Annotated in this window: 26 protein-coding genes; 12 read left to right on the top strand and 14 right to left on the bottom strand. The window is 46.0% G+C overall.

Annotation, left to right across the window (positions count from 1 at the left end; all coding sequences use genetic code 11):
- Positions 1-37 precede the first annotated feature (37 nt).
- Complete coding sequence (locus tag K4H28_RS07945; protein WP_221007831.1) at positions 38-964, top strand: LysR family transcriptional regulator; 927 nt, start codon at positions 38-40, stop codon at positions 962-964.
- Here the strand turns inward: K4H28_RS07945 and K4H28_RS07940 are convergent.
- From K4H28_RS07940 to K4H28_RS07920, 5 genes are all read right to left on the bottom strand, one after another.
- Positions 959-2560 (bottom strand): tetratricopeptide repeat-containing diguanylate cyclase, encoded by a 1602-nt coding sequence (locus K4H28_RS07940; protein ID WP_221007830.1) that lies wholly within the window; start codon positions 2558-2560, stop codon positions 959-961. The genes K4H28_RS07945 and K4H28_RS07940 overlap by 6 nt on opposite strands.
- Positions 2553-4034: a tetratricopeptide repeat protein gene (locus tag K4H28_RS07935; protein ID WP_221007829.1), complete on the bottom strand. Its 1482-nt coding sequence runs from the start codon at positions 4032-4034 to the stop codon at positions 2553-2555. The genes K4H28_RS07940 and K4H28_RS07935 overlap by 8 nt, the downstream gene beginning before the upstream one ends.
- Positions 4035-4229: 195 nt before the next feature.
- The gene (locus K4H28_RS07930) at positions 4230-4793 is read right to left on the bottom strand and encodes a YceI family protein (RefSeq protein WP_221007828.1); all 564 of its coding nucleotides are present in this window, start codon (positions 4791-4793) and stop codon (positions 4230-4232) included.
- Positions 4794-4821: 28 nt separating this feature from the next.
- Entirely contained in the window at positions 4822-5376 is a 555-nt protein-coding gene (locus K4H28_RS07925) for a YceI family protein (protein ID WP_221007827.1), read from the bottom strand.
- 22 nt (positions 5377-5398) lie between these two features.
- Positions 5399-5950: a cytochrome b gene (locus K4H28_RS07920; RefSeq protein ID WP_221007826.1), complete on the bottom strand. Its 552-nt coding sequence runs from the start codon at positions 5948-5950 to the stop codon at positions 5399-5401.
- Positions 5951-6199: 249 nt separating this feature from the next.
- Between K4H28_RS07920 and K4H28_RS07915 the strand changes: the two genes are divergently transcribed.
- Positions 6200-6847: a carbonic anhydrase gene (locus tag K4H28_RS07915; RefSeq protein WP_221007825.1), complete on the top strand. Its 648-nt coding sequence runs from the start codon at positions 6200-6202 to the stop codon at positions 6845-6847.
- 49 nt (positions 6848-6896) lie between these two features.
- Here K4H28_RS07915 and K4H28_RS07910 read toward each other — a convergent pair whose 3' ends face one another.
- Together K4H28_RS07910 and K4H28_RS07905 are read right to left on the bottom strand one after the other, a co-directional pair.
- Entirely contained in the window at positions 6897-7433 is a 537-nt protein-coding gene (locus K4H28_RS07910; protein ID WP_221007824.1) for a glutathione peroxidase, read from the bottom strand.
- Positions 7434-7539: 106 nt separating this feature from the next.
- Positions 7540-8340, bottom strand: a complete 801-nt coding sequence (locus K4H28_RS07905) for a Cof-type HAD-IIB family hydrolase (RefSeq protein WP_221007823.1) — start codon at positions 8338-8340, stop codon at positions 7540-7542.
- 151 nt (positions 8341-8491) lie between these two features.
- Between K4H28_RS07905 and K4H28_RS07900 the strand changes: the two genes are divergently transcribed.
- On the top strand, positions 8492-9658 hold the full coding sequence (locus K4H28_RS07900) for a BaiN/RdsA family NAD(P)/FAD-dependent oxidoreductase (protein WP_221007822.1): 1167 nt from the start codon (positions 8492-8494) through the stop codon (positions 9656-9658).
- An 894-nt stretch (positions 9659-10552) separates the two neighbouring features.
- Here the strand turns inward: K4H28_RS07900 and dapB are convergent.
- Entirely contained in the window at positions 10553-11356 is an 804-nt protein-coding gene (gene dapB / locus K4H28_RS07895; RefSeq protein ID WP_221007988.1) for a 4-hydroxy-tetrahydrodipicolinate reductase, read from the bottom strand.
- The gene (locus K4H28_RS07890) at positions 11356-11817 is read right to left on the bottom strand and encodes an outer membrane protein assembly factor BamE (RefSeq protein WP_221007821.1); all 462 of its coding nucleotides are present in this window, start codon (positions 11815-11817) and stop codon (positions 11356-11358) included. The genes dapB and K4H28_RS07890 overlap by 1 nt, the downstream gene beginning before the upstream one ends.
- A gap of 107 nt (positions 11818-11924) precedes the next feature.
- On the opposite strand from K4H28_RS07890, the gene fur reads away from it, so the two are divergent.
- From fur to ettA, 8 genes are all read left to right on the top strand, one after another.
- A complete protein-coding gene (fur, locus tag K4H28_RS07885) occupies positions 11925-12350 on the top strand; it encodes a ferric iron uptake transcriptional regulator (protein ID WP_203570298.1) in 426 nt (141 codons plus the stop codon).
- A gap of 21 nt (positions 12351-12371) precedes the next feature.
- Positions 12372-13067 carry a leucyl/phenylalanyl-tRNA--protein transferase gene (aat, locus tag K4H28_RS07880; protein ID WP_221007820.1) on the top strand — a complete coding sequence of 232 codons (696 nt, stop codon included), beginning with the start codon at positions 12372-12374 and terminating at the stop codon, positions 13065-13067.
- A gap of 17 nt (positions 13068-13084) precedes the next feature.
- Positions 13085-13813 carry an arginyltransferase gene (locus K4H28_RS07875; RefSeq protein WP_221007819.1) on the top strand — a complete coding sequence of 243 codons (729 nt, stop codon included), beginning with the start codon at positions 13085-13087 and terminating at the stop codon, positions 13811-13813.
- 107 nt (positions 13814-13920) lie between these two features.
- Positions 13921-14439 (top strand): hypothetical protein, encoded by a 519-nt coding sequence (locus tag K4H28_RS07870; protein WP_221007818.1) that lies wholly within the window; start codon positions 13921-13923, stop codon positions 14437-14439.
- Positions 14440-14484: 45 nt separating this feature from the next.
- Positions 14485-15486: a nucleoid-associated protein gene (locus K4H28_RS07865; RefSeq protein ID WP_221007817.1), complete on the top strand. Its 1002-nt coding sequence runs from the start codon at positions 14485-14487 to the stop codon at positions 15484-15486.
- A 186-nt stretch (positions 15487-15672) separates the two neighbouring features.
- A complete protein-coding gene (locus K4H28_RS07860) occupies positions 15673-16023 on the top strand; it encodes a hypothetical protein (RefSeq protein ID WP_221007816.1) in 351 nt (116 codons plus the stop codon).
- A gap of 71 nt (positions 16024-16094) precedes the next feature.
- A complete protein-coding gene (locus K4H28_RS07855; RefSeq protein WP_221007815.1) occupies positions 16095-16553 on the top strand; it encodes a cupredoxin domain-containing protein in 459 nt (152 codons plus the stop codon).
- A gap of 180 nt (positions 16554-16733) precedes the next feature.
- The gene (gene ettA, locus K4H28_RS07850) at positions 16734-18401 is read left to right on the top strand and encodes an energy-dependent translational throttle protein EttA (protein WP_221007814.1); all 1668 of its coding nucleotides are present in this window, start codon (positions 16734-16736) and stop codon (positions 18399-18401) included.
- Positions 18402-18505: 104 nt separating this feature from the next.
- On the opposite strand, the gene K4H28_RS07845 is transcribed toward ettA, so the two are convergent.
- The 3 genes from K4H28_RS07845 to K4H28_RS07835 all read right to left on the bottom strand — a co-directional run bounded on the left by K4H28_RS07845 (position 18506) and on the right by K4H28_RS07835 (position 21978).
- Positions 18506-18964, bottom strand: coding sequence for a regulatory protein RecX (locus K4H28_RS07845; RefSeq protein ID WP_221007813.1), 459 nt, complete (start codon positions 18962-18964; stop codon positions 18506-18508).
- Positions 18965-19022: 58 nt separating this feature from the next.
- Positions 19023-20066 carry a recombinase RecA gene (gene recA, locus K4H28_RS07840; protein ID WP_221007812.1) on the bottom strand — a complete coding sequence of 348 codons (1044 nt, stop codon included), beginning with the start codon at positions 20064-20066 and terminating at the stop codon, positions 19023-19025.
- A 67-nt stretch (positions 20067-20133) separates the two neighbouring features.
- The gene (locus K4H28_RS07835) at positions 20134-21978 is read right to left on the bottom strand and encodes a sensor histidine kinase (protein ID WP_221007811.1); all 1845 of its coding nucleotides are present in this window, start codon (positions 21976-21978) and stop codon (positions 20134-20136) included.
- Positions 21979-22180: 202 nt separating this feature from the next.
- Here K4H28_RS07835 and K4H28_RS07830 point away from each other — a divergent pair, with 202 nt between their 5' ends.
- A complete protein-coding gene (locus K4H28_RS07830) occupies positions 22181-23440 on the top strand; it encodes a D-amino acid dehydrogenase (protein ID WP_221007810.1) in 1260 nt (419 codons plus the stop codon).
- An 81-nt stretch (positions 23441-23521) separates the two neighbouring features.
- Here the strand turns inward: K4H28_RS07830 and K4H28_RS07825 are convergent, their stop codons facing one another.
- On the bottom strand, positions 23522-24343 hold the full coding sequence (locus K4H28_RS07825; RefSeq protein ID WP_221007809.1) for a thymidylate synthase: 822 nt from the start codon (positions 24341-24343) through the stop codon (positions 23522-23524).
- Between the two features lie 77 nt (positions 24344-24420).
- Complete coding sequence (locus K4H28_RS07820; protein WP_221007808.1) at positions 24421-26490, bottom strand: ATP-binding response regulator; 2070 nt, start codon at positions 26488-26490, stop codon at positions 24421-24423.
- Positions 26491-26564: the final 74 nt, after the last annotated feature.

Here is a 26564-nt window from a genome sequence, read left to right as displayed (position 1 = left end):
GAAAACCCAATGTCTTATTCAAAAAATTGGAATGATTATGCTGCGACTTTCTTTAGAAGCGCTCGAAATTCTGGATGCAATTGCACGCCGAGGTAGTTTTGCAGCTGCGGCGACTGAAGTTCATCGGGTACCGTCGGCGGTGACCTATATGGTGCGTAAGCTCGAGGATGATCTCGGCGTTGAGATTTTTGATCGTAGTGGTCACCGTGCACAATTGACTGCGGCAGGCGTAGAACTCCTGAATGAGGGGCGTCATTTATTACTGGCCGCCAATGAATTGGAGTGCCGGATTAAACGAGTAGCAACTGGCTGGGAAACTGAATTGGTGATTGTGGTCGATACCGTATTACCGATTGAAATGATGTTCCCGATGATTGCGCAGTTTGATGCTTTGCAATCCGGTACACGTTTGCGTTTTACCCAAGAGTCGCTGGGCGGCTCATGGGAAGCTTTGCAAGAGCGACGTGCCGATTTAATTATTGGTGCAATTAGTCATTTGGGTGGTAACGCATCGACCCAATCGAGTCAAATTTTGGGTGAGCTGCACAGTGTGTTTGTGGTCGCACCTTCTCATCCGCTAGCGCAAGCGCCAGAGCCCTTGTCGGCACACTTGATCCAACAGCATCGCGCAATTGTCGTTCCTGATTCATCGCGTAACTTATTGCCGTATACGATTGGTTTGTTATCAGGCCAAGAAACGCTACGCGTGCCAGATATGCAGCATAAAGTGGCGGCGCAGATTGCCGGTTTAGGTTGTGGCTATTTGCCACTCGCTTTGGCCTACGAGGCTGTGGCAGAGGGGCGTTTAGTTGTTAAAGCTGTGGCCGAAGTGAATCCTTCGATTCGGATGTGTTTTGCTTGGCGCAATAATGGCGTAGGTCATGCTTTAAGATGGTGGTTAGATAGTTTGGCGCAAGAGCAAAGCATCAAGCAATGGTTGGCATTAGGGATTGAAAAGTCATAATTCGATGCGATTGCGGCCAAGGTCTTTGGCCCGATATAAAGCGAGGTCAGCGCGCTCAATCAAGCTAATTAAATTATCACCCAACTGCGCTTGCGCTACACCGACACTGATAGTGAGTTGTCTGCCCTCAATGCTGCTTGGCCAAGCGTGCTGCGCAACTTGGGTGCGAATTCGTTCCGCCACTTTGGCCGCAGAAAATAAATTCAAGCCTTTGAGCACCACTAAAAACTCTTCACCGCCATAGCGAACTGGAGTGTCAACATCGCGGCAAGCCTGTTGCAAGATGAGGCCGATATCGCGTAGTACTTCATCGCCTGCTAGGTGCGAAAAGTCATCGTTAATTTGTTTAAAGTGATCAAGGTCGAGCAGCAAAATGGAGATGGTATCAGCCGCATTCAGTTTAGTGATTTGCGGTGCAAGATGCGTATCAAGCCACCGGCGATTGGCTAGTTTGGTAAGCGCATCTTGCTCCACTTCAGTCAGAAGCTGATTGAGTTTTTGAATCTGCTGCGCTTGTTGCTCTAATAACTGCCGATTTTCTTGCCGACTGATTTCTAAGCTAAATCTAGTTTCTAGTGCCGCCAGACGTTGCAAAATACGTGGTTCAACTTCTAAAATTGGCGCACTTTTAGCCAGTTGATGTTCAAAACTGTGCGCTGATTGCAATGCAAAATAGGCCTGTTGTGCTTGATCCATGTCTTCATAAAGTGCGGAAAGACCAAGCCAGCAATCGCGTAGTAATTGCATAAATTCATTGTCGCTGGCGGTGGCTAGCGCTTCTAGTAAAGCTTGTTCAGCTTCTGCGTGACGTTTTTGGTGGGTTAGGATCAGGCCCAGGTGATATGCGCACTTAATGCTGGCCCAATAATGATGATGTTGTACGGCACATTGCAGTCCTTGTTGCAGATGGTCAATGGCTTCGGCGTAACGTTCTAGTTGAAACAGGGCTTGGGCGCGCCATAAATGTGATTCAGCGATGCCGTTGAAGTGGTTGCATTTTTTAAGGATTGGGTCGGCTTGGTTTAAGATGGTAAGGGTATCGTTAGGTAGCTTAAGCCACATATAGTCTGCAGCCAAATACAGTCTTAATGTATAGAAAATGTGAGGGTTATCTAGCTTATGGCTGTAGTGCAATGCTTGTTGGTGTAATTTGAGTGCGCGTTCGTGTTGTTCGGCGGCGTTAAAAATGCCTCCAATCGAAATAAAGGCCAGAATTGCACTGCTGATGTCGCCCAACTCAAGACCTAACTCGATGGAGTTCATCCAGAGCTGTATGGATTGCCGATAATCGCCCATCGTATAAACCTGATCGGCGAGTTGATTTAAAATTTGCAAACGCTCAGCAGCAAAATCATCATCTTGCGATAGGCTCAACGCCTCGTTCAGTGTTGCGATGAGCGCGTGGCATTGTCCTAATTCAGTTTCTGCTTGTGATTTGAGCATTAACAGCGCAATACGTGGCTTAGGCGTCGTAAATTGATAGCTGGTATTGCTGATTTCATCGATGAGGGCGAGCGCTTGTAGAGGGGCATTTTCGGCCAATTGATGAGAGATCTCAGCTAATTGGTCGGAAAATAGGCTCAGTGAGTTAGGCATAATCATTCACCGTCGGATACAGAGTGGTTTCTACTCGGCTGAGCATTGTGGCGAGGCTATCTCCCGTTTGCCCTAGCGTGGCAGCGACCGTAGAACGGCCAGATTCAAATGGCAATAGTTGTAAAATATCGCCAATGTTTTTCTCGATGCGTTTCAATTCATCGCAGGCAATCTGTGGAATTAAAATAGCAAATAGATCATCGGCATAATGGCAAAATGAACTGCTCTCGGTGCAAATAGAGGCCAGTAGATAGAGCTTTCTTTGCCATGGAAAACGTTCTCCAAGTCCGGGAAGTCCAATAAAAACCACACCTAGATCGGGATTTTCGTTGAGGAGCTTTGTCAATCGTTGCAGCCAGAGATAGCGGTGAAGGTAATTGTGTGGAACGCAAATGTTTTGAGTTGCAGGACTGATTACTGCGCTATTTTTTTTGCGTTGAGTGTCAATTTGTTGTTCTAGCCGCAAAAAATCAACTGAACAAAACTCACGAGCGCCATGTTGCTGGTGTTGAGCCAGCTCTCCTAAATCAAGTTGACGGTATCTTTTGAAACTGGCGAGTGCCTCATCCCATTGCGCTTGTTGTTCGGCATATTGAGAGCGAATTAATGCAATTTGGCTTTGAAAAGAATGCAATTGGAAATGATCGGCTAATTCATTGGCTTGGTTTAAATTGCCTAGTGGATTCTTATGCCTCGTTAAATCAATCTTTGCTAGTGTAATAAGCGTCAAACATTGCGCCCATACCAAGTGTGGCTTATCGGCAATTGTTTGCCACGCGATTTGGCATTCGTTGTATGCGCGCTCTGCTTGAGCCAGCGCGAGCCAAGTGCGTGCCCGATAATTGCAAATTTCCGCGTGCCAAGTTGGATTATTCAGCGAGCTTAAATTGAGACTGGCTTGCTCCAGACTCACTAAAGCTTCTTCGAAATGACCGAGTTTGAGTCGTTCTCGACTAAGGCAAATCGCCGCTTTGGCTGCTAGCGAGGTGTTTTGAATCAATAGCGCTTGATCAAGTGCTTGGTTTAATTCAAGTAATGACTTTTCAGTTTGTTGATCAATTGCCCAAAGGTTACCCAGCCCGATCATGATGTCTATTGATAAGGTAGGGTGTTGCACGGACTGCATGAGTTTAAGACATTTTAGCCATTGTGATAACGCAAGGGTATAGCGGCCTTTGGCAACATATATAAGGGCTGATAGGTGATACGCTTCAGCAAGTAAATTTTTTGCCCCATCCACTTTGGCATATTCAATTGCTTGTTTGATGATGGTGCTGGCTTGTTGAAAAGCCATGTCAGCCCATAGTAACTGTGCCAGATTGAGTTTTGCTTCGGCGATGGCGTGTGAATAATTGATGGTTTCTGCTGCAGCGAGTATGGCATCTATTTGTTTGCGCATTTCTGCTGGCGAACGACCGTTTGGGCTACGTAAGTCCAATAGTTGAAGGTCAATTGATAAAACATTGTGTGCCATAGCTGCGCTTAATCAACAGAAAACTAATAGATAGGGAAGATGCTTTGATTTTAGGTATGTAGTGTAACTGATTTGGACTACTTGCCGTTTAAGTCGATTTCATTTCGTTTAATTAAGTCCTGAAAAAAACAAAAAGCCAATCAAAATGGATTGGCTTTTTGTTACATAAAGCGGAGATTTTCTCTGCGTTAAATTTTATTTGCTGGCTTCAATTTGAATACGCAGTGTCACTTCATCACTCACTGCCGGTACGTAGGCTGCCATACCAAAATCACTACGTTTGATTGTGGTCATGGCATCAGCGCCGCATGCTGGTTTTTTGCTCATTGGGTGTGGGCTGCATTTGAAGTTGCTCACTTGTAAAGTCACTGGCTTGCTTACGCCGAGCAATGTCAATTCGCCGGCAACGCTCACTAATTTGTCGCCACTAAATTTGAAATCTTTGCCTTTGAATGTCATTGATGGAAATTTGGCGGTATGGAAAAAGTCTTCGCCTTTCAAATGGGCATCACGTTTTTCCCAGCCGGTGCGTAAGCTAGTGGTATCAATTTTGATATCTGCTGCGCCGGTTTTCTTTTCCATGTCGAGCGTGACGGTACCGCTGGTCGTTTCAAATGTGCCACGTTGAGTTGAATAACCTAAATGGTTGACTTCAAACGTTGGGTAAGTGTGTGACGGATCGATGGTATAAACTTCAGGTGCAGCAAATGCGCCTGCTGCGAATGCTGAAAAGAGGGCGGCGGTAATGATTTTCTTCATACTAAATACTCCAGTGGTTTTATAAAAATTAGTCTGCTTTGCCGGTGAGCAGCAGTTTGTATTTCACAGTCACTTCGTCGGCCACTGTGCCGGTGTCAGCCCAGGCGCCGTCACCTATTTTGTATTGCAGGCGCAGTAATGGTACTGAGCCTTCGAGCAATAAATCGTTCCCAACCGGTTTTGCCGTCATGGTGCCAACGACATCACGGGTCATTCCCTTCATTGTGAGCTTGCCTTTGGTTTCAAACTTGCCTGCCCCAAGCGCTTTTACGCTGGTGGCAACAAAAGTCGCCTTCGGTGTATTGGCAATATCAAACCACGCTTTTTTCTTGGCTTCGTTATTACCGTCAGGCCCACCGACATCAATACTGGCCAAGTCAACGATAATTTCGGCTTTCGCCGTTGCAGGCTTGGCAGGGTCAAAATTAACTTTGGCGGTGAAGTTTTTAAAACTGCCATCGACCGGCGTATTCATTTGACTGAATGCAAAATTAATCTGACTTTTTTGTGGCACGATGCTTTGTGCGGCGATGGCATGACTGCCGATGAGCAATAAACTGCTGGCAAGTAAGGTGCGTAGCATGGGTTCTCCTAAATAGTGGTGTTTATTTTTTGGCTAAAAACGGTAGCATCCGCGCTAAAGTACCGTCTTTATCAATAATGTGGTGCTTTAAAGCGCCGGCAATATGCAAACCAATTAAACCTAATAAACCGTAAGCCAGTAACTCATGGGTTTCTTTAAGAAAATGGGCTAATTCTTCATTTTTACCGACTAAATCTGGCAAGGGCAGTACACCCCAAAACACCACTGGAAAGCCTTTGGCTGAGCTCATCAGCCAACCCACAAATGGCAGTAAAAACATCAGTAAATACAGTAGGTGATGAACACTGATTGCGAGTTTTCTTTGTAGCGCGGGCAAAGCTGGATCAACTGCTGGGGTACCCCGTAGGAGTTTGTAGCCAAAACGAATGAAAAATAAGCTCATCACGGTAATACCCGTCCATTTATGCCAGTTAATCATTTTGAATTTGTCAGGCGACAATGGCATATCGTCAAAAATCCACGCAAAGGCAAATGCACAGGAGATTAAAATCGCAACGAGCCAATGCATACCAATTTGCAAGGCATCGTAGTGAGTAGGTGCAGCTTTTTTCATCAAGTGAGTTCCTGTATTCAGTTAATCTGAATCGTTATCAACATCATAAAGGTAGAGCATGTTGACGGATAGCGTAAATACTTGTGTATTTTATTCAAAAAAATTGATTAAGAAGAAAATGCATCCTTTGAAACCACGCTACGGTGTGGTTGGCATGGCGATGGCCAGCAATGTTGAGTGAGTAGGGCAAAGATCAAAGAAAACTAGTAGAATTGCGAAAAAAATCATAACGGTAACAGGGGTAATTAAGTGGAAGAGATTGAAAAGTTTATCGGTGGTTTTCGCCGCTTCCAGCATAAATATTTTGGCGAGCATCGTGATTTATTTACTGAATTGCAATCAGGGCAAAACCCAAAGACCTTATTAATCGGCTGTTCAGATTCGCGTGTTGATCCGGCGATTTTGACCGACTGCAATCCAGGTGATTTGTTTGTGGTTCGCAATGTGGCTAATCTAGTGCCGCCGTATGAAATCGACGGTGCATTTCACGGGGTCTCATCAGCGATTGAATATGCGGTCGTACATCTTGAGGTTAGTAAAATTATCGTTCTCGGACATTCTGGCTGTGGTGGTATTCGCGCCTTGATGGACAACAGTACGCCCAAGACAGATGCTAATTTTATTGGCCGTTGGGTTAGAATTGCTGACGCAGCACGTGAACAAGTCAAACGCGAACTAGCGCACAAAACCCCAGATGGTCAGATTCGCGCCTGTGAAATGGCAGCAATTATTGTGTCTATGGATAATTTGATGAGCTTCCCCTTCATTGCTGAGCGAGTGCAAGATGGCTCACTCAGTTTGATTGGGTGGTACTTCGATATTCTGCGCGGTGCTTTGTACGATTTCGATCAAGATAAAAATGCATTTCACGCCCTAGTCACTTCATTGAAAGAGTAAATATTTCTCAGAAGTAGCGGTTTTAAGCCGCTACTGATTGTATTGGTATTTATTTTTTCTTTAACCAAGTCTCGATTTGTCCTGTGATGGCAGGGTCTGTAGGCTCGGTCATCGAGCTAAACGCGGTGACGGTTTTGCCGTCTGGTGCAATCAAGTATTTATAAAAATTCCACTTCGGCGTCGTCCCTGAAGCCGCTTTGAGTTGTTGGTAAAACGGACTTGCATCCTTACCAATTACGCTACTTTTGCTCATCATTGGAAATTCAATAAAGTATGTGAGTTTGCAGAACTCACCGATTGCTTTGTCGTCCTCCAGTTCTTGCTTGAAATCATTTGATGGAAAACCAATCACCAGTAGACCGTGCGATTTGTATTTGGCGTAGAGCTGCTCAAGCTGAGTAAACTGCGACGTAAACCCGCATTTACTCGCCGTGTTGACGACGAGAATGGGTTTGCCGGCGTGTTGACACAAATCGAATGTTGCTCCTTGCAAGGTTTTGAACTTGTGTTGGAGCAAGGGTGGGCAGTCTTTTGCAAAGACGACTGCGCTTAGACTGAGTATTGCTAGGGCTAGAAAAAAACGCATGATATCGCCTCTCGTTGAAAAACTGATGGCTTTATCATGCGTGATTTTGCTGCTGAAGACTAGTTTTTACAGGTGAGTCCTTAGTAATCCTAGGGTTTACGTGCGGTCATTCAATGGTAAATATTTTCCTAAGTTGCTCAGCTACACCGTGCTCATTATTGCTGCCGATCACTGGTGCGTGCGGGTGTGCTGTTTTGAGTTTTGGACTGGCATTGCTCATCACAAAAGGATAGCCAGCAACAGCGAGCATTTGAATGTCATTTTGTCCATCGCCGAAGGCGTAGCAATGCGCTGCATCAATGCCTAGGCGGCCAAGTACTTCGGTCAGCGCATGACCTTTGGAAACCGTTGGCGCCATCACTTCTAAGCAATCATCTGCTGAGAAGGTGATATAAACCTCATCGCCGTATTGATCGATGATTTTCGCTTCAACGGCAGTAAGTGCTGCGTGATCCGCGATGTATAAAATCTTGGCAATACCTTCACCTGAGTGGGCTTTTAGGTCAACCACTTGATAGTTAAAGCCGGAATCTTTGTAATACACGCCCACTAATTCAGGGCAATCACGTTCGACCAACCAGCCATCATCCACATAGACATTCAGTAAAGTGCCCGCAGACATTTCTGGCTGTAACAACGCTCTGGCCAATTCGGGCTCAAGATTCTCAGCAAAGATTTCATTGTTGTCTGGGTCGTGAACGCGAGCGCCATTCGAAGTGATTAAATGGGCAGAAACACCAAGGCTTTCACGGATTCCCTTCACATCTAAAAAGTGTCGCCCTGTCGCAATGGTGATCTGTACGCCTTGTGCTGCCAATGCTTGAAATGTTGCGGCAGTATACGCATCCACTTTGTGCTCAATATCGAGCAAGGTGCCGTCTAAATCAGAAACAATCATTTTTTGCATCGGTGTAATCCTTGCTGGTGAATAAACTGTCGTTAATGATTTTACGCCGCAATCGAAATTAAATCGTCAGTATTAATGCCATTGGGGTTGCGCTTTAGCCAAAAAAACCGCAACAAAAAGGTACAATTGGGTATCGAATAGGGATTTTTTGATGATAAAAGCGGATGTGGTAATTATTGGTGCAGGAGCGGCGGGTTTAATGTGCGCGGCGACTGCTGGGCAACGTGGCCGTAGCGTTGTTTTGATCGATCACAGCAAAAAGCTGGCGGAAAAAATTCGCATTTCGGGAGGAGGGCGCTGTAACTTTACCAATATCAATGTGCGTCCTGAGTGTTATATCTCGAACAACCCTCATTTTGTGAAGTCGGCGCTGAAGCAATACACGCAACATGATTTTATTGCGCTGGTCGATAAGTATGGCCTTACTTATCACGAAAAAACTTTAGGACAGTTATTTTGCGACCAAAACTCGCAGGGCATTATTGATATGCTCAAAGCGGAGGTGGATTTAGGCGAAGTAACTTGGCGAATGGAAACGCCAGTGATGCAGGTAGAACAAATTGATGGCGGCTTTGTGGTCACCACGCCAACTGAAGTATGGCACTGCGAGTCTTTGGTGATTGCCAGCGGTGGCTTATCGATCCCGCAGATTGGCGCAACGGCCTTCGGTTATGAAATTGCCAAGCAGTTTGGTTTGTCGATTGTGCCTTTAGCGGCAGCATTGGTACCGCTGACCTTTCAAGCCGAAGATTTATGGACTGATTTAGCGGGTGTTGCGTTCGAAAATGTGGTGGTCAGTTGTGAAAATACCTCATTTCGCGAAGATATTTTACTGACTCACAAAGGGGTTTCTGGTCCCGCTATTTTGCAAATTTCAAGTTTTTGGGAAGCAGGAAAAACGATTGAAATTGATTTGCTGCCTGATATGGACTTGGAAGACTTCTTCCGAAGTGCAAATCGCGACAGCTTGTTGTCGAATGTTCTTGCTGATATTTTACCGAAACGATTTTTGCATGTATGGCTAGCTAAATACGGTGAAATAAGGCCTTTGAAGCAATACTCGGCCAAAGAGTTGCAAGTTATTTCGACCGAGCTGCACCAGTGGCAAGTCAAGCCATCAGGTACCCTTGGCTACAAAAAAGCTGAAGTCACCCGAGGCGGTGTCGATACGGATCTGTTGTTGTCCAAGACCATGATGGTGCGAAGTGTGCCCGGCTTGTACTTTATTGGTGAAGTCGTCGATGTGACGGGTTGGCTTGGTGGTTACAATTTTCAATGGGCTTGGTCGTCGGGATATGTTGCAGGATTGAATATTTAGGACTAGAGTAACGATATGGCAACACAGAGCAGTTAGGAATTACAGCGATGTGTGCTTATCTCAACTGAAGCAGAACAGAAGGAGCAATATTTGATTGATTCCGACTTAATGTATTTAGTATCTGGCATCCTTGCTATTTAAGATCAATCATTTGATCTCGATCCGAAAGTGTTCGGAATATGATGGCACTAGTGGCAATCATTGCAGTAAATTCAATAGTCGAAATGTTTTTTATTTCGCAGATCTTTTTAAGTGTAGTACTGGGTTCTCTGATGTTAAACCGCAGCAAAGGAGGTCATATTGATTGATTCCAATGTCCTGTGTTTATTAGTAACCGGCAGTACATGCCACTGATGGTCATTTTAATGATCAATTTTCTGAATTAGCATTTGCGTAATAATGAACGCTCTATTTGATGAGCTAATTCAGCCCTGCGGGGTGTCGATCTGGCGCCCCGTTACTCGTAGTCTATTTTTAGTTTGTATTTAACTTGATTTATTGTATTGCCGATGTTTAATAACATGGAGGTGTTCTGAATGGGGACTTTTCATCCGGTATTAAATGGCTCTATGTTAGATGGTTACAATGGTTATGTTCAGAATGGTTTGACCGCAGAGAAAATCTAAGTTTAACTTTTGATAGCAGTAGCAGTAGCAGTAGCAGTAGCAGTAGCAGTAGCAGTAGCAGTAGCAGTAGAGCAGAAGTTGATGTTGCAGTACTGAAGGTCAGTAGTCACGATGTAGCTTTGCAGTTTGCAGTAGTGAGTTTTATTTTTGCTGTTTAATTTGCAGTTTTTATGCTTTTCCGTATTACTGTTAAGAGTGGCTGTAACAAAAACGAGGCTGATTTAGCCTCGTTTTTTATTGTCTAGCTTTTAGATTACAGCACTTCTGATTACTTTAGCCCCAACACTTCCTGCATATCGTAGTGACCTGTTTGGTGTTGTGCTAAAAATCGAGCCGCTCGCAAACTACCTTGCGCATAGATGGTTCGATTGCTGGCTTTATGAGTCACTTCAATGCGCTCGCCTTCACCGGCAAACACTACAGTGTGATCGCCAATCACATCGCCGCCGCGAAGGGTCGCAAATCCAATCGTGCCGTTTTCACGCGGCCCCGTGATGCCTTCTCTAGACCAAGTGGCTATCTCATTAAGGGATTGATCCCATGCTTTGGCAATCGCTTCACCCATCGCAATCGCTGTTCCTGAAGGCGCATCCACTTTATGTTTATGGTGCATTTCGACGATTTCAGCGTCGTACCCTTGATTGAGTACACCAGCTGCAATTTCGAGTAGCTTGAAAACTAAGTTAACACCAACGCTCATATTGTAGGCTGACACAATCGCTATTTTTTGGCTAGCAGCACTAATCATTGCACGACCTGCTTCATCAAAGCCCGTAGTGCCAATAATCATTTTGACACCTAGCTCTTGGCACGCTTGTAAGTGAGCCAATGTTCCTTCCGGGCGGGTAAAATCAATTAAGACGTCTGCATTTTTAAGTGCAGACAATTGATCTGTAATCATGACGCCACTATTTGTGCCAATAAAAGCAGTCGCATCGCGGCCAATGGCCTCACTTCCTGTGCGATCAAGTGCAACCGTTAATTGCGTATCGGGCGCATTAAGAACTGCTTCAATCAGCATTTGCCCCATTCGACCACTACTTCCTGCGATAGCAATTTTAATGGTCATGATTAAAAGCCCTCTTTGAGTAGCGGTTTCACTTCGACATCTTTAGAATTTGGGTCGCCAGGATTGACTGGCATCGACATTAAATTACTCTCAGGAGGCTGTGGCTTTGTTTTTTGAATTTGATTGGCTTTAGGGTCTGGAAAAAACGTGCCTTCCCAGCGAACTAAGCTATTCTCATTAAAAAAGAGTTTAAAGTCATACGACTCTCTCAAAACACCTGAGCGACTGTCGCGGAAAATGTAATCCCAACGATCTTTATGAAAAGGATCGGTAAGTAGTGGGGTACCCAAGACGAATCGAACTTGAGCTCGGGTCATACCCACACGAAGCAATTCAACTTGATTGGCTGTAATTTCATTGCCCTGTGGAATGTCAATTTTATAGGGTGTTAAAAAATTAACGACGCTGCAGCCAGTTAACAATAGGCTGCTGGTCACAAAAACAGTAAGTAGTCTGGCCTTCATCTTGGTTCGATTCGCTCGTGGATGCCGGTGCGCGTCACCGGGAAACGCTATATCATAACCGTATTGTGCAACTCCCGCACCTTGGGGAACAAAGAAGAGAATAACTAATGAGTAAAGCGGCTGAATTAAAAGGCATGGGATTGAAGGCTACAGGGCCTCGTTTAAAGATTTTAAATCTGTTTGAAACCAGTGAAGAACGTCATCTGACCGCTGAAGATGTATACCGTATGCTGCTGGTTGAAGAGATAGATGTTGGTTTGGCGACCGTTTACCGTGTGCTCACTCAGTTTGAGCAAGCGGGTATTTTAGAACGTCACCATTTTGAAACGGGTAAAGCGGTGTTCGAACTGAAGCAAGATGAGCACCATGATCATTTGGTGTGCGTAAAATGCGGTGCTGTCGAAGAGTTTTTTGATCCAGAAATCGAAGCGCGCCAAGATGCGATCGCAGCGAAACATGGCTTTGATATTCAAGATCATGAGATGTATATCTATGGTATTTGTAAAGTTTGTCAGGCCAAAGCGAAGAAATAAATTGTTATTGAGTTTTTACCGTTGATTCCTTGGTTAGATCATCGACACGAGTTCCCTCTGCTGGAGAGTGCACTCAAAGAGCCGAATGGTCTCTTGGCCGCAGGAGGCGATTTATCGCCTCAGCGAGTGCTTGCTGCTTATCGGCAAGGTATTTTTCCTTGGTTTATGCCGGGAGAGCCGATTCTTTGGTGGAGCCCAAGTCCTCGCATGGTATTGCATGTCGATGAGTTCCAAGTGCCAAAATCATTGGCCAAAGTGGTTCGTCATCGCTCCTATGAGGTAACCTTCGATACGGCGTTTGCGCAGGTGATGCAAGGCTGTGCAGCACCCCGTGGTACTGAGGCGGGAACCTGGATTAGCGATGAGATGCTGGCTGCCTACATCGCCTTGCATGAGGCTGGATTTGCTCACAGTTTTGAGTGTTGGATGGATGGCGAGTTAGTTGGTGGCTTGTATGGGATGGCACTGGGCAAAATGTTTTATGGCGAATCCATGTTTGCCCGTCGCTCAGACGCCTCCAAAATTGCCTTCGTGCATGCTGTGCAGTGGTTAAAGGCTCAGGGTTTTTCAATGATTGATTGTCAAATGTACACCGATCATTTGGCGCGCTTTGGTGCTCGAGAGATTGATCGTTACGAATTTGTTGCTAAGCTGAAAGTTCTTCTGGATGAGCCTGAGCAGTTAGGGCCTTGGCAATATTGCCATATCAACGAGTGAATTTGAGTAGGTGTCGCATGAACGATACATTCCGCAAGCACACAGTTCAATTGCAGTTTTATGCTACAGCGCCGTACCCCTGCAGTTATTTGTCTGACCAAGAAGCGCGCTCGCAAGTTGCCGTCCCATCTGAACTCATTTCATCGGGTGCTTATAGTCAATTGGTGCTGCAAGGGTTTCGTCGTAGTGGTGCGTTTGTTTATCGCCCTTGGTGCGATCATTGCCAAGCCTGTGTTGCTGTTCGTTTGCCAGTGGCTTTGTTTGAGGCGAATCGCACCCAAAAACGAACTTTAAAGCGCAATGAATCACTCAAAGTCCGCATTATGGAGTTGGAGTATCGTGATGAGCACTTCGAGCTGTATCAGCGCTACCAGCAGTCGCGGCATAGTGGGGGCGGCATGGATCAAGATGGTCGCGAGCAATACGAAGGTTTTATCTTAAAAAGTCAGGTGGCAAGTTTTTTAGCCGAGTTCAGTGAAAACGGCGTGGTGCGGATGGTCAGCCTGATTGATCAGCTCGACGATGGCATTTCATCGGTGTACACCTTTTTTGATCCTGATTTTGCGGCACGTAGTTTTGGGGTTTTTAACGTGCTGTGGCAAGTCGGGCTCGCCAAGCAGTTGGGTTTGCAGTATGTGTACTTGGGGTATTGGATTAAAAACTGCCGCAAGATGGAGTACAAAACACAGTATCAGCCGATTGAAGGTTTACTCAATGGTAAATGGCTGGCGCTTGAGGGTATCTAGTTATAAGCAATACTAAATGATGCCTTGTGAGTTATACATGGTTTAAATTGAACTAAGTGAGCGAATTTGTATCCATTTAGTTTCTGTCTTCATGAAAAGAGTTATACATGCGCTCGATGACCTTGGTCGAAATTGAACAAATCCGTACCGAATGCCGAGCTTTGGTGGCCAAGCGCGCAATGGCATCGGGTGCATTAGCGGTTGTGCCGATTCCTGGCTTTGACGTGGCTGCAGATGTGGCGATCATGAAGCAAATGATTGAGATGATTAACGATAAGTTTGCTTTGACTCCCAGTCGCATTCAGCAACTAGACCCAAAAATCAAACAGCGCATTTTTGTGATTGCTAGCTCATTGGGCAGTACGCTGGTTGGCAAATACATGACCAAAGAGCTATTGGTGCTCGCATTCAAGCGAGTTGGCGTGCGGATGGCGAGCAAACAAGCTGCAAAATTCGTTCCATTTTTAGGGTCTGCTATTGCCGCCGGTATTAGCTATGGTGCGATGCGGATGTTGGGTAATGCGCATATCGAAGATTGCTACCAAGTCTTGAAAGCCATGCACGCCGATGGGCGTACTTTTGAGCATGATGTATCGGATGAAACCGCAGCAAGAAATACGCAGTGAGCCCATTCAATGGGATAATGCCGCATCTGTTTTCAAGGCTGCGGCATGTCAAATACTCCCAACACCATTCAAAACCTCATTATTCATCAACTACACAAAGAGCCTAATGGCCCCGCGCGTGTGGCGCTAAGTACGGCCGAAATGCCGATTAACAGTGCAGCGCAGCGTTTGGTCGATCATCTCTGCCAGTTGTACGGTACGCGTAACGGCAAAGGCTTTGGCAAGTTTGAAGAAGATGAGCACGAATATCCAATGCCCGCCTTGGTGCGACGATATCTGGATGATGCCAATTTCCTGACTTTTTCCCAGCAATTATTGGCGCATTTGCAGGTGCGCGCCGAGCAAGAGCCAGAAGCCAATGGCGGCTATGTGCTGATTGCGCGCGTGCAAAATGCGGCGATGGACTTTGTCTTCGTCGCCCTAGTTAGTGAAGTGATTGGTACTGCGGTGAATGGTGAAATGCAGGTCGAAGATAGTATTCATCTGGACATGGATCATTTGCGTGTGGCGGGGCGGATTGATTTGGGTGTGTGGCAAGCTGGCGGTGAGCGCTATGTGAGTTTCTTGCGCGGGCGTGGTGATGTGGCCGCGTACTTCAAGCTGTTTCTCGGCTGTAACGATATGGTCACGCCGCTCAAAGAAACGCAAAAGCTCGTTAAAGGCTTAGAGCAATTTGTTGAGCAACAAGCACTCAGCGCGCAAGACCGCGATGAAGTGTTTCAGCGCGCGCACAGTTTGCTCGATGAAATGGGTAATGACCAAGGTGAGGTCAATCTCGCCGATGTCGCCAGTCAAATCTTCCCCGACGCACCACAGGCGCTGCAAGACGTCTTGCAGCACGAAGATTTAGGCTTGGTCGATGGCTTTGTGCCTGATCGTCGCGCAATTAAGCCATTGATGCGTTTTAAAGCGGCTGCGCCAGAATGGAAGCTTGAATTTGATCGCGCCAGCTTGCGTTCCGGTGCTGTGATTTACGACAAGCACACCGATACGCTGGTGCTGTCGAACATTCCTGATAAGTTGAAGAAAGCTTTATTAGAGCAATAACTCTAGGTATTTTGTCCAATGCTATGCTAAATAATGGCTTGATCAATATACAGTGGTGGGTAAGTCAAAACAACAAAGGCGACCGAGTCGCCTTTGTTGTTTTTGTAGAACAAACGTTCTTATTGGACTTGCGAATGGCATCTTGCTCTTGTATTGTGAACGTACGTTCTATTTGGAGAAGCCGTCATGACCATTCGCTTTCGCTTATCAGACCAAGCCTTTTTGCAACAACAAACACTGCAAGTACCAATGAGTTTACTTGAGCATCTTGTGCAGCCTGCTTGGAGTGGCTCATCGGTGTTGCTCTCTGCCCGTGTATTGCAATGCCTACCCGCGGAATTGCGCTTAATAGCACGGCGCTTTGTCGGTTTGTACCTTGTTGCCGATGGACAGGGAACTATCACGCAAATCTCCAAAATGGCTCACCGTCTTAGTGTTGCTGAGCAAGATACTGAGTTTGCCATTGCTGCGCGCCAACACGGCGCTCCAAGCTGTGCAGCAGGGCAAGAAATATTCGCAGTGTGTGCCGCATCATAAACTGAATCCGCTAATATTCTCTCTTGTCATAGAGTCAACGCCGAACGAGCGTGACCACAGGAGAAGACGTAATGAGAGTAAAGCAATTCAAAATGGTGGGTGTGATCAGCGCGCTGACTATATCAGGATGGGCTTGGGGCGGCGGCGATCATTCGCATACTGCAGATCCAATGGGCGAGCCCGCCAAAAAAACGACGCGCACGGTGTTGATAAGCATGAGCGATGATATGAAATACACGCCGAATGTGATTCAAATTAAGCGCGGTGAAGCCGTCACGTTGTCGTTCAAAAATGATGGCAAGCTCAAGCATGAAGCGGTGATGGGACATCTGTACGATTTAAAAAAGCACGCTGAAGTGATGAAAATGCATCCTGATATGGAGCACGAGGATTCAAAATCGATTAGTGCAAAAGCCGGTGAAACCGCACAGATTAAATGGAAGTTTACGCAGCCCGGAACATTTTATATTGCGTGCCTGAAGCCTGGGCACTTTGACGCTGGAATGCGCGCAACGCTGCAGGTTAAATAAGTTTATTTGTTGCTGATGGGTATTGCCTTGCAGTTAATCATATTGATGGCTTGTATGGTAATACCATGGTGCCAATATCATTTCCCCCTACATACCTCCCTCTTCGAAAGATAGCGCTGATATAGCGCAGCCTGTTAAACTCTTGTTTATCTATTTCCACTGTTTTTAAAGGTTTTCTGAATGGCACAGTATGTAATGTCGATGCTCCGTGTGAGCAAAATTGTTCCGCCGAAACGCCAGATTATTAAAGACATTTCCCTGTCTTTTTTTCCCGGCGCAAAGATTGGTTTATTGGGCTTAAACGGTTCAGGTAAATCAACTGTTTTGAAAATCATGGCTGGCGTGGAAAAAGAGTTTGAAGGTGAAGTGCAACATCTGCCCAATATCAAAATTGGCTATTTGGCACAAGAACCTGAGTTAACCGCGACCAACACCGTGCGCCAAGAAGTAGAAAGTGGCCTTGGTGAAGTCTTTGAAGCCCAAGCCAAACTTGAGGCAGTGTACTCTGCATATGCCGAAGAGGGCGCCGACTTTGACGCTTTGGCTGAGGAACAAGGCCGCCTTGAAGCGATTATCTCTGCGGGTGCAGGCGACAATTTGGAATTGCAACTCGAAATCGCAGCCGATGCACTGCGCTTGCCAGAGTGGGATGCCATTGTTGGGCAACTTTCCGGTGGTGAAAAACGCCGTGTGGCTTTGTGTAAATTGCTGCTGTCTAAGCCAGATATGTTGCTGCTCGACGAGCCAACCAATCACTTGGATGCTGAGTCAGTGGAATGGCTGGAGCAATTCTTGGTGCGTTTCCCAGGAACTGTGGTTGCGGTAACGCATGATCGCTATTTCCTTGATAACGCCGCCGAGTGGATTTTGGAACTCGATCGTGGCCATGGTATTCCTTGGGAAGGCAATTATTCGACTTGGTTGCAAAAGAAAGAAGAGCGCTTGAAAGTCGAAGAGTCACAAGAGTCGGCGCGTCAAAAAGCGTTGAACAAAGAATTGGAGTGGGTTCGTCAAAATCCAAAAGGCCGCCAAGCCAAATCAAAAGCGCGTATTGCACGTTTTGAAGAATTGAGTAGCTTTGAGCATCAAAAACGCAATGAAACGCAAGAGATCTTTATTCCTGTTGCTGAGCGTTTGGGTGATAAAGTCATTGAGTTTAAAGGCGTGAGCAAAGCGTTTGGCGATCGTCTTTTGATCGATGATTTGAGCTTTAATGTACCAGCAGGTGCGATTGTCGGAATTATCGGCCCGAATGGTGCTGGTAAATCAACGCTGTTTAAAATGATTGCTGGTAAAGAAGCACCGGATAGCGGCGAAGTTGAAATCGGCCAAACCGTGCAAATGGCGTTTGTTGAACAAAGCCGTGAAGGTTTGGAAAACGACAAGACCGTGTTCCAAGATGTTTCAAATGGTCATGACGTGATTAATGTCGGCAAGTTTGAAATGAGCAGCCGTGCTTATCTGGGGCGTTTTAACTTTAAGGGCGCAGATCAGGCTAAACTGGTTGGCAATTTATCCGGTGGTGAGCGTGGTCGCCTGCATTTGGCAAAAACGCTGCTCAAAGGCGGCAATGTTTTGCTACTCGATGAGCCATCGAATGACTTGGACGTGGAAACACTGCGTGCCTTGGAAGATGCCTTGCTTGAGTTTGCAGGTACCGTGTTTGTTATTTCCCATGATCGCTGGTTCCTTGATCGGATTGCGACGCATATCTTGGCGGCAGAAGGCAATTCGCAATGGAATTTCTTTGACGGTAACTATCAAGAATACGAAGCCGATAAGAAAAAACGCTTGGGTGAAGAGGGCGCGAAACCAAAACGGATTCGCTACAAGCCAATCTCTCGTTAAGTTCTAGTACTTTAGGCGACTTCCTTCTGATGCAAAATTTAGCACAACAGAGGGAAGTCGGAAAACATATCTAAATTTAGAACCTCCTCAAATCACTGTCCGATTCAGTCTGAGTAAATATCGCAATGTTTGATCTCACTGACTACTTCATAGACTACATGCAAGCTAAAACCTTTATTGGCCAAGTATCTTAATTGTTTAGTCCGTTCAGCGATGTTTGTTGGGGCTTGCGAGAATTTTTTTTCTAACAATATCCTCGCTTTGCTGGTTTCATCGTCGCTGATTTCGGCAAGAACTTGGCTAATAATGTCACTGGCTACACCTTTTTCGATCAGCTCATGCTTAAGTCGTTGTGGGCCGTAGCGCTGACTTCGAAAGTAGACCCATTGCTCAGCGAATCGCTCATCAGAAACCCAACCCATTTGGGCGAATTCATCCATGACATTTGTGATTTCTTCGCTTGGTATTTCAGGAAATGCGATTGCCAATTTTTGCTGGAGTTCATGTTTTGAGTGGTCACGGCGGCTCAGCAGTTGCAGTGCTTTATTTCGAATCGATATCATAGATTTGAACTTAAAAAAAATGGCCACGAAGTGGCCATTGGACTATTTAAAGATTATTTTATTCAGCGGCGCTATCGCTGCTTTGTTCCATTTCAATAGGGAGTGCTGCGCCAGTCATTTTTTCGCGGACTTTTCGTGCAATATCTTCGGCCACTTCAGGATTGTCTTTCAGATATTGGCGTGAATTTTCTAAGCCTTGGCCAATTTTGTTGCCATTATAGCTGTACCAAGCGCCGGCTTTTTCGACGATTTTATGCGTTACACCTTGTTCGATAATTTCGCCTTCACGAGAAATACCTTCGCCATACATGATGTCAAAAGTAATGACTCGGAATGGTGGGGCTACTTTATTTTTGGCTACTTTAACTTTGGTTTGGTTACCAATAACGTCTTCGCCTTTCTTGACGGCACCAATACGGCGAATATCGAGGCGAACCGAAGCGTAAAATTTCAGCGCATTACCACCCGTTGTTGTTTCAGGGCTTTGACCTGGCATCATATTGCCGATTTTCATACGTAATTGATTAATGAAAATCACTAGCGTGTTCGTGCGTTTAATATTGCCGGTTAATTTACGCAGCGCTTGGCTCATTAAACGTGCTTGCAGGCCTACGTGCACGTCACCCATTTCACCTTCGATTTCAGCTTTAGGGGTTAGCGCGGCGACTGAGTCGACAACAATAATATCTACACCACCAGAACGAACCAGCATGTCGCAAATTTCTAGGCCTTGCTCACCTGTATCAGGCTGAGAAATCAGCATGTCAGATACATTCACGCCCAGTTTTTGAGCATAAATTGGGTCGAGTGCATTTTCTGCATCAATGTAGGCTGCTACGCCACCTAGTTTTTGAACTTCAGCGACAACGTGTAAACAAAGTGTTGTCTTGCCTGATGATTCTGGGCCAAAAATTTCAACGATCCGACCGCGTGGCAAGCCACCAACGCCGAGTGCTAAATCTAAGCCTAGTGAGCCTGTTGATACAACTTGCAGGTCGTTTTCAATTTGATTGTCGCCCATCTTCATGATGGCGCCTTTACCAAACTGGCGTTCGATTTGCGCTAAGGCTGCGGCTAGCGCTTTGCTTTTATTGTCGTCCATGAAATTTGATTCCAGTGTGTAGAGTGATGAAATGAATTATAGAACATTCGTTCTTTTTTGCAAGCACTCAATGTGTTAATAATGAGTTTGGTAGTGTGAAGTAAAAAGTTGCGTTCTCACCCAGAGTTGATTTTGCCCAAATATGTCCGCTGTGCCGACTGATGATGCGCTGGGCTACGGTTAAACCAATACCACTGCCGCTATGTTGTTCGTGAGAGTGAAGATGCAGGAATGGCGTAAAAAGCCGCTTAGCTTGTTCAGGCGCAAAGCCAATGCCATGGTCGGCAATAAAAAAGACTTGTTGCCCATTAATTTTTGTGTCGCCAAATTCGATATAAGTCGTTTTGTCCGGCTTGGCGAATTTCCATGCATTTTCAAGCAGGTTATACAGCGCGATGCGGGTTAGATGTGCGTCGGCATTGGCGTACACTTGTTCTTTGATGTTGAGTTCTACATGGCGCTCAGGTTGTAGCAGTGTGATTTCTTCCATAATATCGAGTGCCATTGCACTGAGATTGATGTTTTCTCTGCGTAATTCACTCCGAGAAAGTTCGTGTAGCATCAGAAGATCTTCAATTCGATTGGCCATTGCCAATACGCTACTACGAATTCGAAGTAAGTAATTTCTGGCGTTGCCGTCTAATTTTTCACGATAATCATCAAGTAGTACTTGGCTAAATCCTTCAATGGTCTTGAGTGGCGAACGCAAGTCTTGCGCAATGGATCCGGTCAGAATTTCAAGTTCATGATTACTTGCAACCAGCGCACGCGAACGGTTTTCTACTACCTCTTCAAGGTGATGGCGGTATTGCTCCAGTTGCAATTCATTCTGTTTACGAGCACTGATATCAAATAAGAAGCCCTGCAAATGGGCTCGATTATTTTCATCCTTGCTGACGGTTGCCAAGAAATGAACCCAAACCTCTTTTCCGTTGGCTGAGAGTAAACGGCATTCAAATTCGTGAGCTTGGCCAATTGCAATTTGTTCTGCAAATAAGGGATAGGCCAAGTGTCGATCATCTGGGTGTAGATAGTTACTTAAAAAAGCTTCGCTATACCAAACTGAAATTGGAAAGCCAAGTAATTGTTCAGCTTGTGGGCCTACATAAGTAAAACGCCACTCTTCTGGGCGAGCATCCCAAGGGATTAGTCGTGTTGACTCAACTAAGCGCCGGAAGCGATCTTGACTCACGCGCAGGGCAGATTCAATTTGCTGGCGACTAATCAAATCGGCTTCGAGTTGTACGTTTTTTTGCTCTAGCGTGCCCACTAAGTGGTGCAGTGCTTGGCGTGTTGATTCTAATGAGTGGCCTAATTGACCGAGTTCATCATTCCTTTGCCAAATGAATTTTTGGTTGAGCTGACGATTGGCGAGCAGTTGTGATTGTTGTGTGAGCTTTTCAAGTGGGCGAAGTACACGAGAATTCAACAGGAACAAAATGAGTGCCAAGCTAAAAATAACTTGGATGACCACTGCAAACAAATAAATGCGCAGTTTACGAGTAATTGTTTGAATGCTGAGGCCATCGGCAAAATTGACAGTGACTATGCCGATGGTATTGCCTTGTTTGATCACAGGACGAGAAAGCGCTGCCACATTACCCAACGCCCGTTCAGGGTGCTGGATCGATAAAAATACGCCAAGATTATTGTCATTGATGGTGATCCGCACAATACGGTCATCACTCATTAGCGATTCAAGCAGTGGCCGCCCAGACTCTGGTGACAAATTCCACAATGGTTCTTGCATCCCCAAGGCCAGCACGTCGCTCAGTCGCTGGTGGTCACGGCTAATTTGAGTTTTGGTCGTTTGTAATTCGTACTGCAGACTGATATAGCCCAATATGGTGGCTGGGAGGCATAGGCCAATCAAAATGGCCAAAATAACAGCAGAGCGAAGGGATAGTTTCATTAATGCGCTTTTCTATTTTGTGCTTTCATCAGTGTACAGTTTAAAACATAGTTAGCTGATTACACATCGCTGTTTGTTGCTTTGTTTTTTCATCCAACACATTGAGTTTGATCTGCAGCATTAAAAATCGACAATCCCAAGTGGGTTCGACTATTTGCAGGGCATAATGTCAGCATAATAGTGGCCTTGGGAGGGCAGTCGAATGCGGATTATTATTCTCGGTGCTGGCGTCATTGGCGTAACTAGCGCATGGTTTCTCGCGCAAGAAGGGCATTCGGTAACGGTGATAGAGCGCGCCCAAGAGCCCGCCCGTGAAACTAGTTACGCTAATGGTGGACAAGTGTCTGTTTGTCATGCCGAGCCATGGGCAAATCCAAAGGCCCCGTGGAAGACTTTGCAGTGGTTAGGTGAAGAAGATGCGCCATTGTTGTTTCGCCTAAAAATGGATTGGAATCAATGGCGTTGGGGTTTGCGTTTTTTGCAACAATGCACCAAAGAAAAAGCCAAAGCCAATTTACAAAATTTGGTGCGTTTGGGTCTTTATAGTCGTGAAACCTTGCAGGACTTGCGTGCTAAAACTGGCGTGATTTATCAGCAACGTACTGAAGGCATCTTGCACTATTACACCGACCCCGCAGAGTTTGCGGCTGCAATCCCCGCTGCTGCTTTGATGCGAGATGTGGGATTAGATCGGCAGGTTAAGAACGCTGCAGAGTGTTTGGCGATTGAGCCTGCTTTGGCGCAGTCTCGTTTTCCAATCGTCGGTGGCACGTATACACCAAGTGATGAATCGGGTGATGCTCGTGAATTTACTAATCAGTTGGCCGAGCGCTGTGTGGCTTTGGGGGTTGAGTTTCGCTACGACTGCCAGATTGATGCCTTGGAGAAAGAGGGCGGTGACGTGAAGGTGGTCCGGGTGTCGAGTCAAGCTGAAGGTGTTGAGCGTCTCTCTGCCGATGCGATCGTTGTATGCTTGGGCAGCTATAGCCCACAACATTTGCAGCCTTTGGGTATTACTTTGGATATTTATCCAGCAAAAGGCTACTCGGCAACGATTCCTGTTATCGATCCGCAACATGCTCCGACAGTGAGTTTGACCGACGATGGTTATAAACTGGTGTTTTCGCGCTTAGGCGATCGTCTGCGGGTGGCTGGAACGGCGGAATTCAATGGTTATAATTTGGATTTGAATCCAGTACGCTGTAAGGCGCTGATTGACCGTACTAGCCAGATTTTTCCAGAAGGTATGGATTATGCTGCGGCTGAGTTCTGGACCGGTTTGCGCCCAGCAACGCCCGGCAATCTGCCTTATATCGGACAAACACGGTATCCAAGTTTATGGCTCAATACGGGCCATGGCACATTGGGTTGGACTGAATGCTGTGGCTCAGCACAGGCCATTGCCGATTTGATTGCAGGCCGTCAGCCTGCAGTAGATTATCCGTTTGTAAAAGGTGTTTAGTAGGGTATTGCTTGCTAGAAATTAAAAATTAATGCTTGCAGAGATATACATATAAAAAGCCGGAGAGTCTCCGGCTTTTTATTAGACTGCGACTGGCGCTTTAATCGCTGGGTGTGGGTCGTAATTCTCAAGAGTGAAATCCGAAAACTCAAATGCGAACAAGTCCATTTTTTCTGGATTGAGCTTGAGGGTCGGCAGTGTGCGCAGATCACGACTGAGCTGCTCTTTGACTTGCTCAAAATGGTTGCTGTAAATGTGGCAATCGCCGCCCGTCCAAACAAAGTCCCCTGCCTGTAAATTACAAACTTGAGCCAACATCAGTACGAGTGTAGCGTAAGAGGCAATATTGAATGGCACACCAAGGAACAAATCAGCGCTGCGCTGATACAGTTGGCACGAAAGTTTGCCACGCTGATCGGTATCGCCTGGCTGGGCGGGGGCAACATAAAATTGGAAAAACGCATGGCAAGGTGGCAGTGCCATGTTTTCAATTTCGCCGACATTCCACGCTGAAACGATAATCCTGCGTGAGTCTGGATTGTTTTTGAGTGTATTAATCACTTCAGTAATTTGATCAATATGGCGGCCATCTTGCGTTGGCCAACTGCGCCATTGCGAGCCATATACGGGGCCTAGTTCGCCATTGGAATCAGCCCATTCATCCCAGATTGTGACGCCACGCTCTTGCAGCCACTTCACATTGGTTTCCCCACGCAAAAACCAAAGTAACTCATTGATGATCGATTTTAGGTGGGTCTTTTTTGTTGTGACCAATGGGAAGCCATCGGCTAAATTAAATCGCATTTGGTGGCCAAAAATCGATACTGTGCCAGTGCCAGTTCGATCTTCTTTCGCGACGCCGTGATCAAGGACGTGTTGTAGTAAATCGTGGTATTGGCGCATGGTAACTCCAGTAATAAACCCTGCCAAAGCAGGGTTTCGGTTTAGATTAGTCTGCGATTATTTTACAGCACGGTAGGCTAAGCGTCTTCAGCTTCAGCGGGAGATAGCGAAATAATAAAGGCCGAGCCGTGACCAAACTGGCTTTCGCAGCGAATATGGCCGTTCATTGCTTCGATGAGTCGTTTGGTAATCGACAACCCTAGCCCTGTGGTGTGTTCTCCACCGGTTGGGCGTGCCGAGAGCCGGCTAAACTTTTTGAACAGCATCGATGTTTCGTGCGGCGCAATACCGGGGCCTTGGTCTTTCACACTAATTTCAATATCACAGTCTCGATGAGCGACGGTAATTGTGATTTCTTTTTCGTGCGGTGAATATTTGACCGCATTTGAAATTAGATTATCCAGCACTTGCCACAGCGCTTGTCGGTCGGCAGTTACGCTGAGTCCTGAACGAACGAAGGTGCACTTTTGATGTTTGTTTTTCAGGCGTTCTTCCCACTCGGCGATTGCCAACTCAATTAATCCATCGATCTCAATCGTTTCAAAGTTGAGCCGAATCGAACCCGTTTCGAGCGCGTTGTGGTCAATTAAATTGCAGATAATGCTTTGTATACGGCCAGCGAGTTGATTAATGCCGCTGAGTCGGTCTTGAATTTTTTCCGTTGGCCATTCATTGAGGCGGTCTTTCAAAAGGACCGACATCCCTTGGATGCTGGCGACGGGGTTCTTTAGATCGTGTGCTGCAATGGTGAGTAGTTCATTTTTCTCATGATTGAGATATTTGAGCGCCTCGTTGGCGGCTTCAAGTTGCAGGTTTCGGGTGGCGAGTTCTTGAGTACGCTCACTGACTAAATCTTCTAAATGATGGCGATGGGTTTGTACGGTGTGCGCCATTTCCTCGAAGGTGCGTGCTAATTCTCCAATTTCATCATCACGATGGGTGTCGAGCTCTTTGGTTTTTCGACCAGCGGCCAAATCTTTGATGGCATTTTTAAGGCGGTTGAGTGGTTTAATAACGTCGGTTTTTAATACCCAAGCCAATAAACCAAGTTCGATTGCCAGCGCAATTAAACCTAAGAAAAGCACCATGCTGGCTGCGATAGCTGCTTTGATTTGGAGTAGGTTTTTTGGGTAAACCGTGACGAACATCCAGTTTGTGCTTTTGATTGGCGCGATACCCAGCCAATATTTTTCATCACTACTTTCTATAAAACGATCAAGCGGCTGTGCTTTGATTAATGCTGAATAGAATGCTTTCAGTGGTGTATCGGACGTCGCAATATTAAATGCACCTTGTTTATTTTGAATTTGTTGCATGTAGTTAGGGTGTGAAATTAAATTACCATCCCGCGTTACGATGAAATTATAGGTGCCGGGAATATTGACAGTATTGGTGCGGGCAATCAGCTGTGACAGTAATACGTCTTGGCCAACGCTACCAATATATTTACCAAGATAATCAATCGGTGTGACGACCGAAACCATCCATTCCAGAGCTTGTTTGTCGTAGTAAATACCACTCCATTTTGTATTGCGCTGTGGGTTGGCTGCGGGTGTTGCGAGCATTTCAGGCTCAAGCGTTTCTGCAAAGTCTGCTACCGAGCCATTGCGGGCATAGTTGAGCTGAGGCAAAAACATCAGGCTTGCGTCTGAAACGTTTAAATCAATGAATGTGTCGTAGTAACGATTTGAGTACGCTGGGCCGTATTGCGATAGTAGATTGTAGCCGAGGACTACTTGGCGTTTGAACTCGGGTGTGAGCTTAGCCGTTGGTAAGATTGCAACGGTAGCGCGGTGTTCAAAGTCATCAAATTCATATTTTACCCGCCACATACCGTCTTTATCTTGCCGAAGGAATTGATTGAATTCAGGGCTGGCGTCGATGCCTTGCGCTAGTGTATAGCGGCGAATAAATTCATCTCGAATGAGCCGTGTATTGTCTTCGGCATTAAGAAATAGCTCACTTTCAATTTGGCTACGGGCGTCAATGTACTTGGCAAGGCTAGCAAGTGCTTCTTCTTGTAGTCGTGTGTAGCTGTAGTAATAGCTGATCGCTGAAACTGCGAGCGCTGCCAGCGTGATGCGCAAGGCCATGTTGCGCAATACGCGCCGATAAAAACTACCCGTTTTTGATTGAAATAAGCTCATAGTCGCTACAATACAATAGTCTGATATTGCAGCGTAAAGAATCGAGTGCTGAGGCGGGTAAATGTTGGGTTTTT

This window comes from Deefgea tanakiae, from assembly GCF_019665765.1.
GTDB classification, from domain to species: Bacteria; Pseudomonadota; Gammaproteobacteria; order Burkholderiales; family Chitinibacteraceae; genus Deefgea; species Deefgea tanakiae.
This window is presented reverse-complemented; position numbering and strand designations above follow the sequence as displayed.

Coding starts and splice junctions, on each gene's coding strand:
- K4H28_RS07920 (WP_221007826.1), bottom strand. CDS start 5,950: ATGAAAAAAGCTGCACCTACTCACTACGATGCCTTGCAAATTGGTATG.
- K4H28_RS07935 (WP_221007829.1), bottom strand. CDS start 4,034: ATGGCACACAATGTTTTATCAATTGACCTTCAACTATTGGACTTACGT.
- fur (WP_203570298.1), top strand. CDS start 11,925: ATGAGTAAAGCGGCTGAATTAAAAGGCATGGGATTGAAGGCTACAGGG.
- K4H28_RS07830 (WP_221007810.1), top strand. CDS start 22,181: ATGCGGATTATTATTCTCGGTGCTGGCGTCATTGGCGTAACTAGCGCA.
- K4H28_RS07890 (WP_221007821.1), bottom strand. CDS start 11,817: ATGAAGGCCAGACTACTTACTGTTTTTGTGACCAGCAGCCTATTGTTA.
- K4H28_RS07865 (WP_221007817.1), top strand. CDS start 14,485: ATGTCAAATACTCCCAACACCATTCAAAACCTCATTATTCATCAACTA.
- K4H28_RS07875 (WP_221007819.1), top strand. CDS start 13,085: ATGAACGATACATTCCGCAAGCACACAGTTCAATTGCAGTTTTATGCT.
- K4H28_RS07855 (WP_221007815.1), top strand. CDS start 16,095: ATGAGAGTAAAGCAATTCAAAATGGTGGGTGTGATCAGCGCGCTGACT.
- K4H28_RS07940 (WP_221007830.1), bottom strand. CDS start 2,560: ATGCCTAACTCACTGAGCCTATTTTCCGACCAATTAGCTGAGATCTCT.
- K4H28_RS07825 (WP_221007809.1), bottom strand. CDS start 24,343: ATGCGCCAATACCACGATTTACTACAACACGTCCTTGATCACGGCGTC.
- ettA (WP_221007814.1), top strand. CDS start 16,734: ATGGCACAGTATGTAATGTCGATGCTCCGTGTGAGCAAAATTGTTCCG.
- K4H28_RS07820 (WP_221007808.1), bottom strand. CDS start 26,490: ATGAGCTTATTTCAATCAAAAACGGGTAGTTTTTATCGGCGCGTATTG.
- K4H28_RS07870 (WP_221007818.1), top strand. CDS start 13,921: ATGCGCTCGATGACCTTGGTCGAAATTGAACAAATCCGTACCGAATGC.
- K4H28_RS07905 (WP_221007823.1), bottom strand. CDS start 8,340: ATGCAAAAAATGATTGTTTCTGATTTAGACGGCACCTTGCTCGATATT.
- K4H28_RS07910 (WP_221007824.1), bottom strand. CDS start 7,433: ATGCGTTTTTTTCTAGCCCTAGCAATACTCAGTCTAAGCGCAGTCGTC.
- K4H28_RS07835 (WP_221007811.1), bottom strand. CDS start 21,978: ATGAAACTATCCCTTCGCTCTGCTGTTATTTTGGCCATTTTGATTGGC.
- K4H28_RS07945 (WP_221007831.1), top strand. CDS start 38: ATGCTGCGACTTTCTTTAGAAGCGCTCGAAATTCTGGATGCAATTGCA.
- K4H28_RS07930 (WP_221007828.1), bottom strand. CDS start 4,793: ATGAAGAAAATCATTACCGCCGCCCTCTTTTCAGCATTCGCAGCAGGC.
- K4H28_RS07845 (WP_221007813.1), bottom strand. CDS start 18,964: ATGATATCGATTCGAAATAAAGCACTGCAACTGCTGAGCCGCCGTGAC.
- K4H28_RS07860 (WP_221007816.1), top strand. CDS start 15,673: ATGACCATTCGCTTTCGCTTATCAGACCAAGCCTTTTTGCAACAACAA.
- K4H28_RS07900 (WP_221007822.1), top strand. CDS start 8,492: ATGATAAAAGCGGATGTGGTAATTATTGGTGCAGGAGCGGCGGGTTTA.
- K4H28_RS07925 (WP_221007827.1), bottom strand. CDS start 5,376: ATGCTACGCACCTTACTTGCCAGCAGTTTATTGCTCATCGGCAGTCAT.
- recA (WP_221007812.1), bottom strand. CDS start 20,066: ATGGACGACAATAAAAGCAAAGCGCTAGCCGCAGCCTTAGCGCAAATC.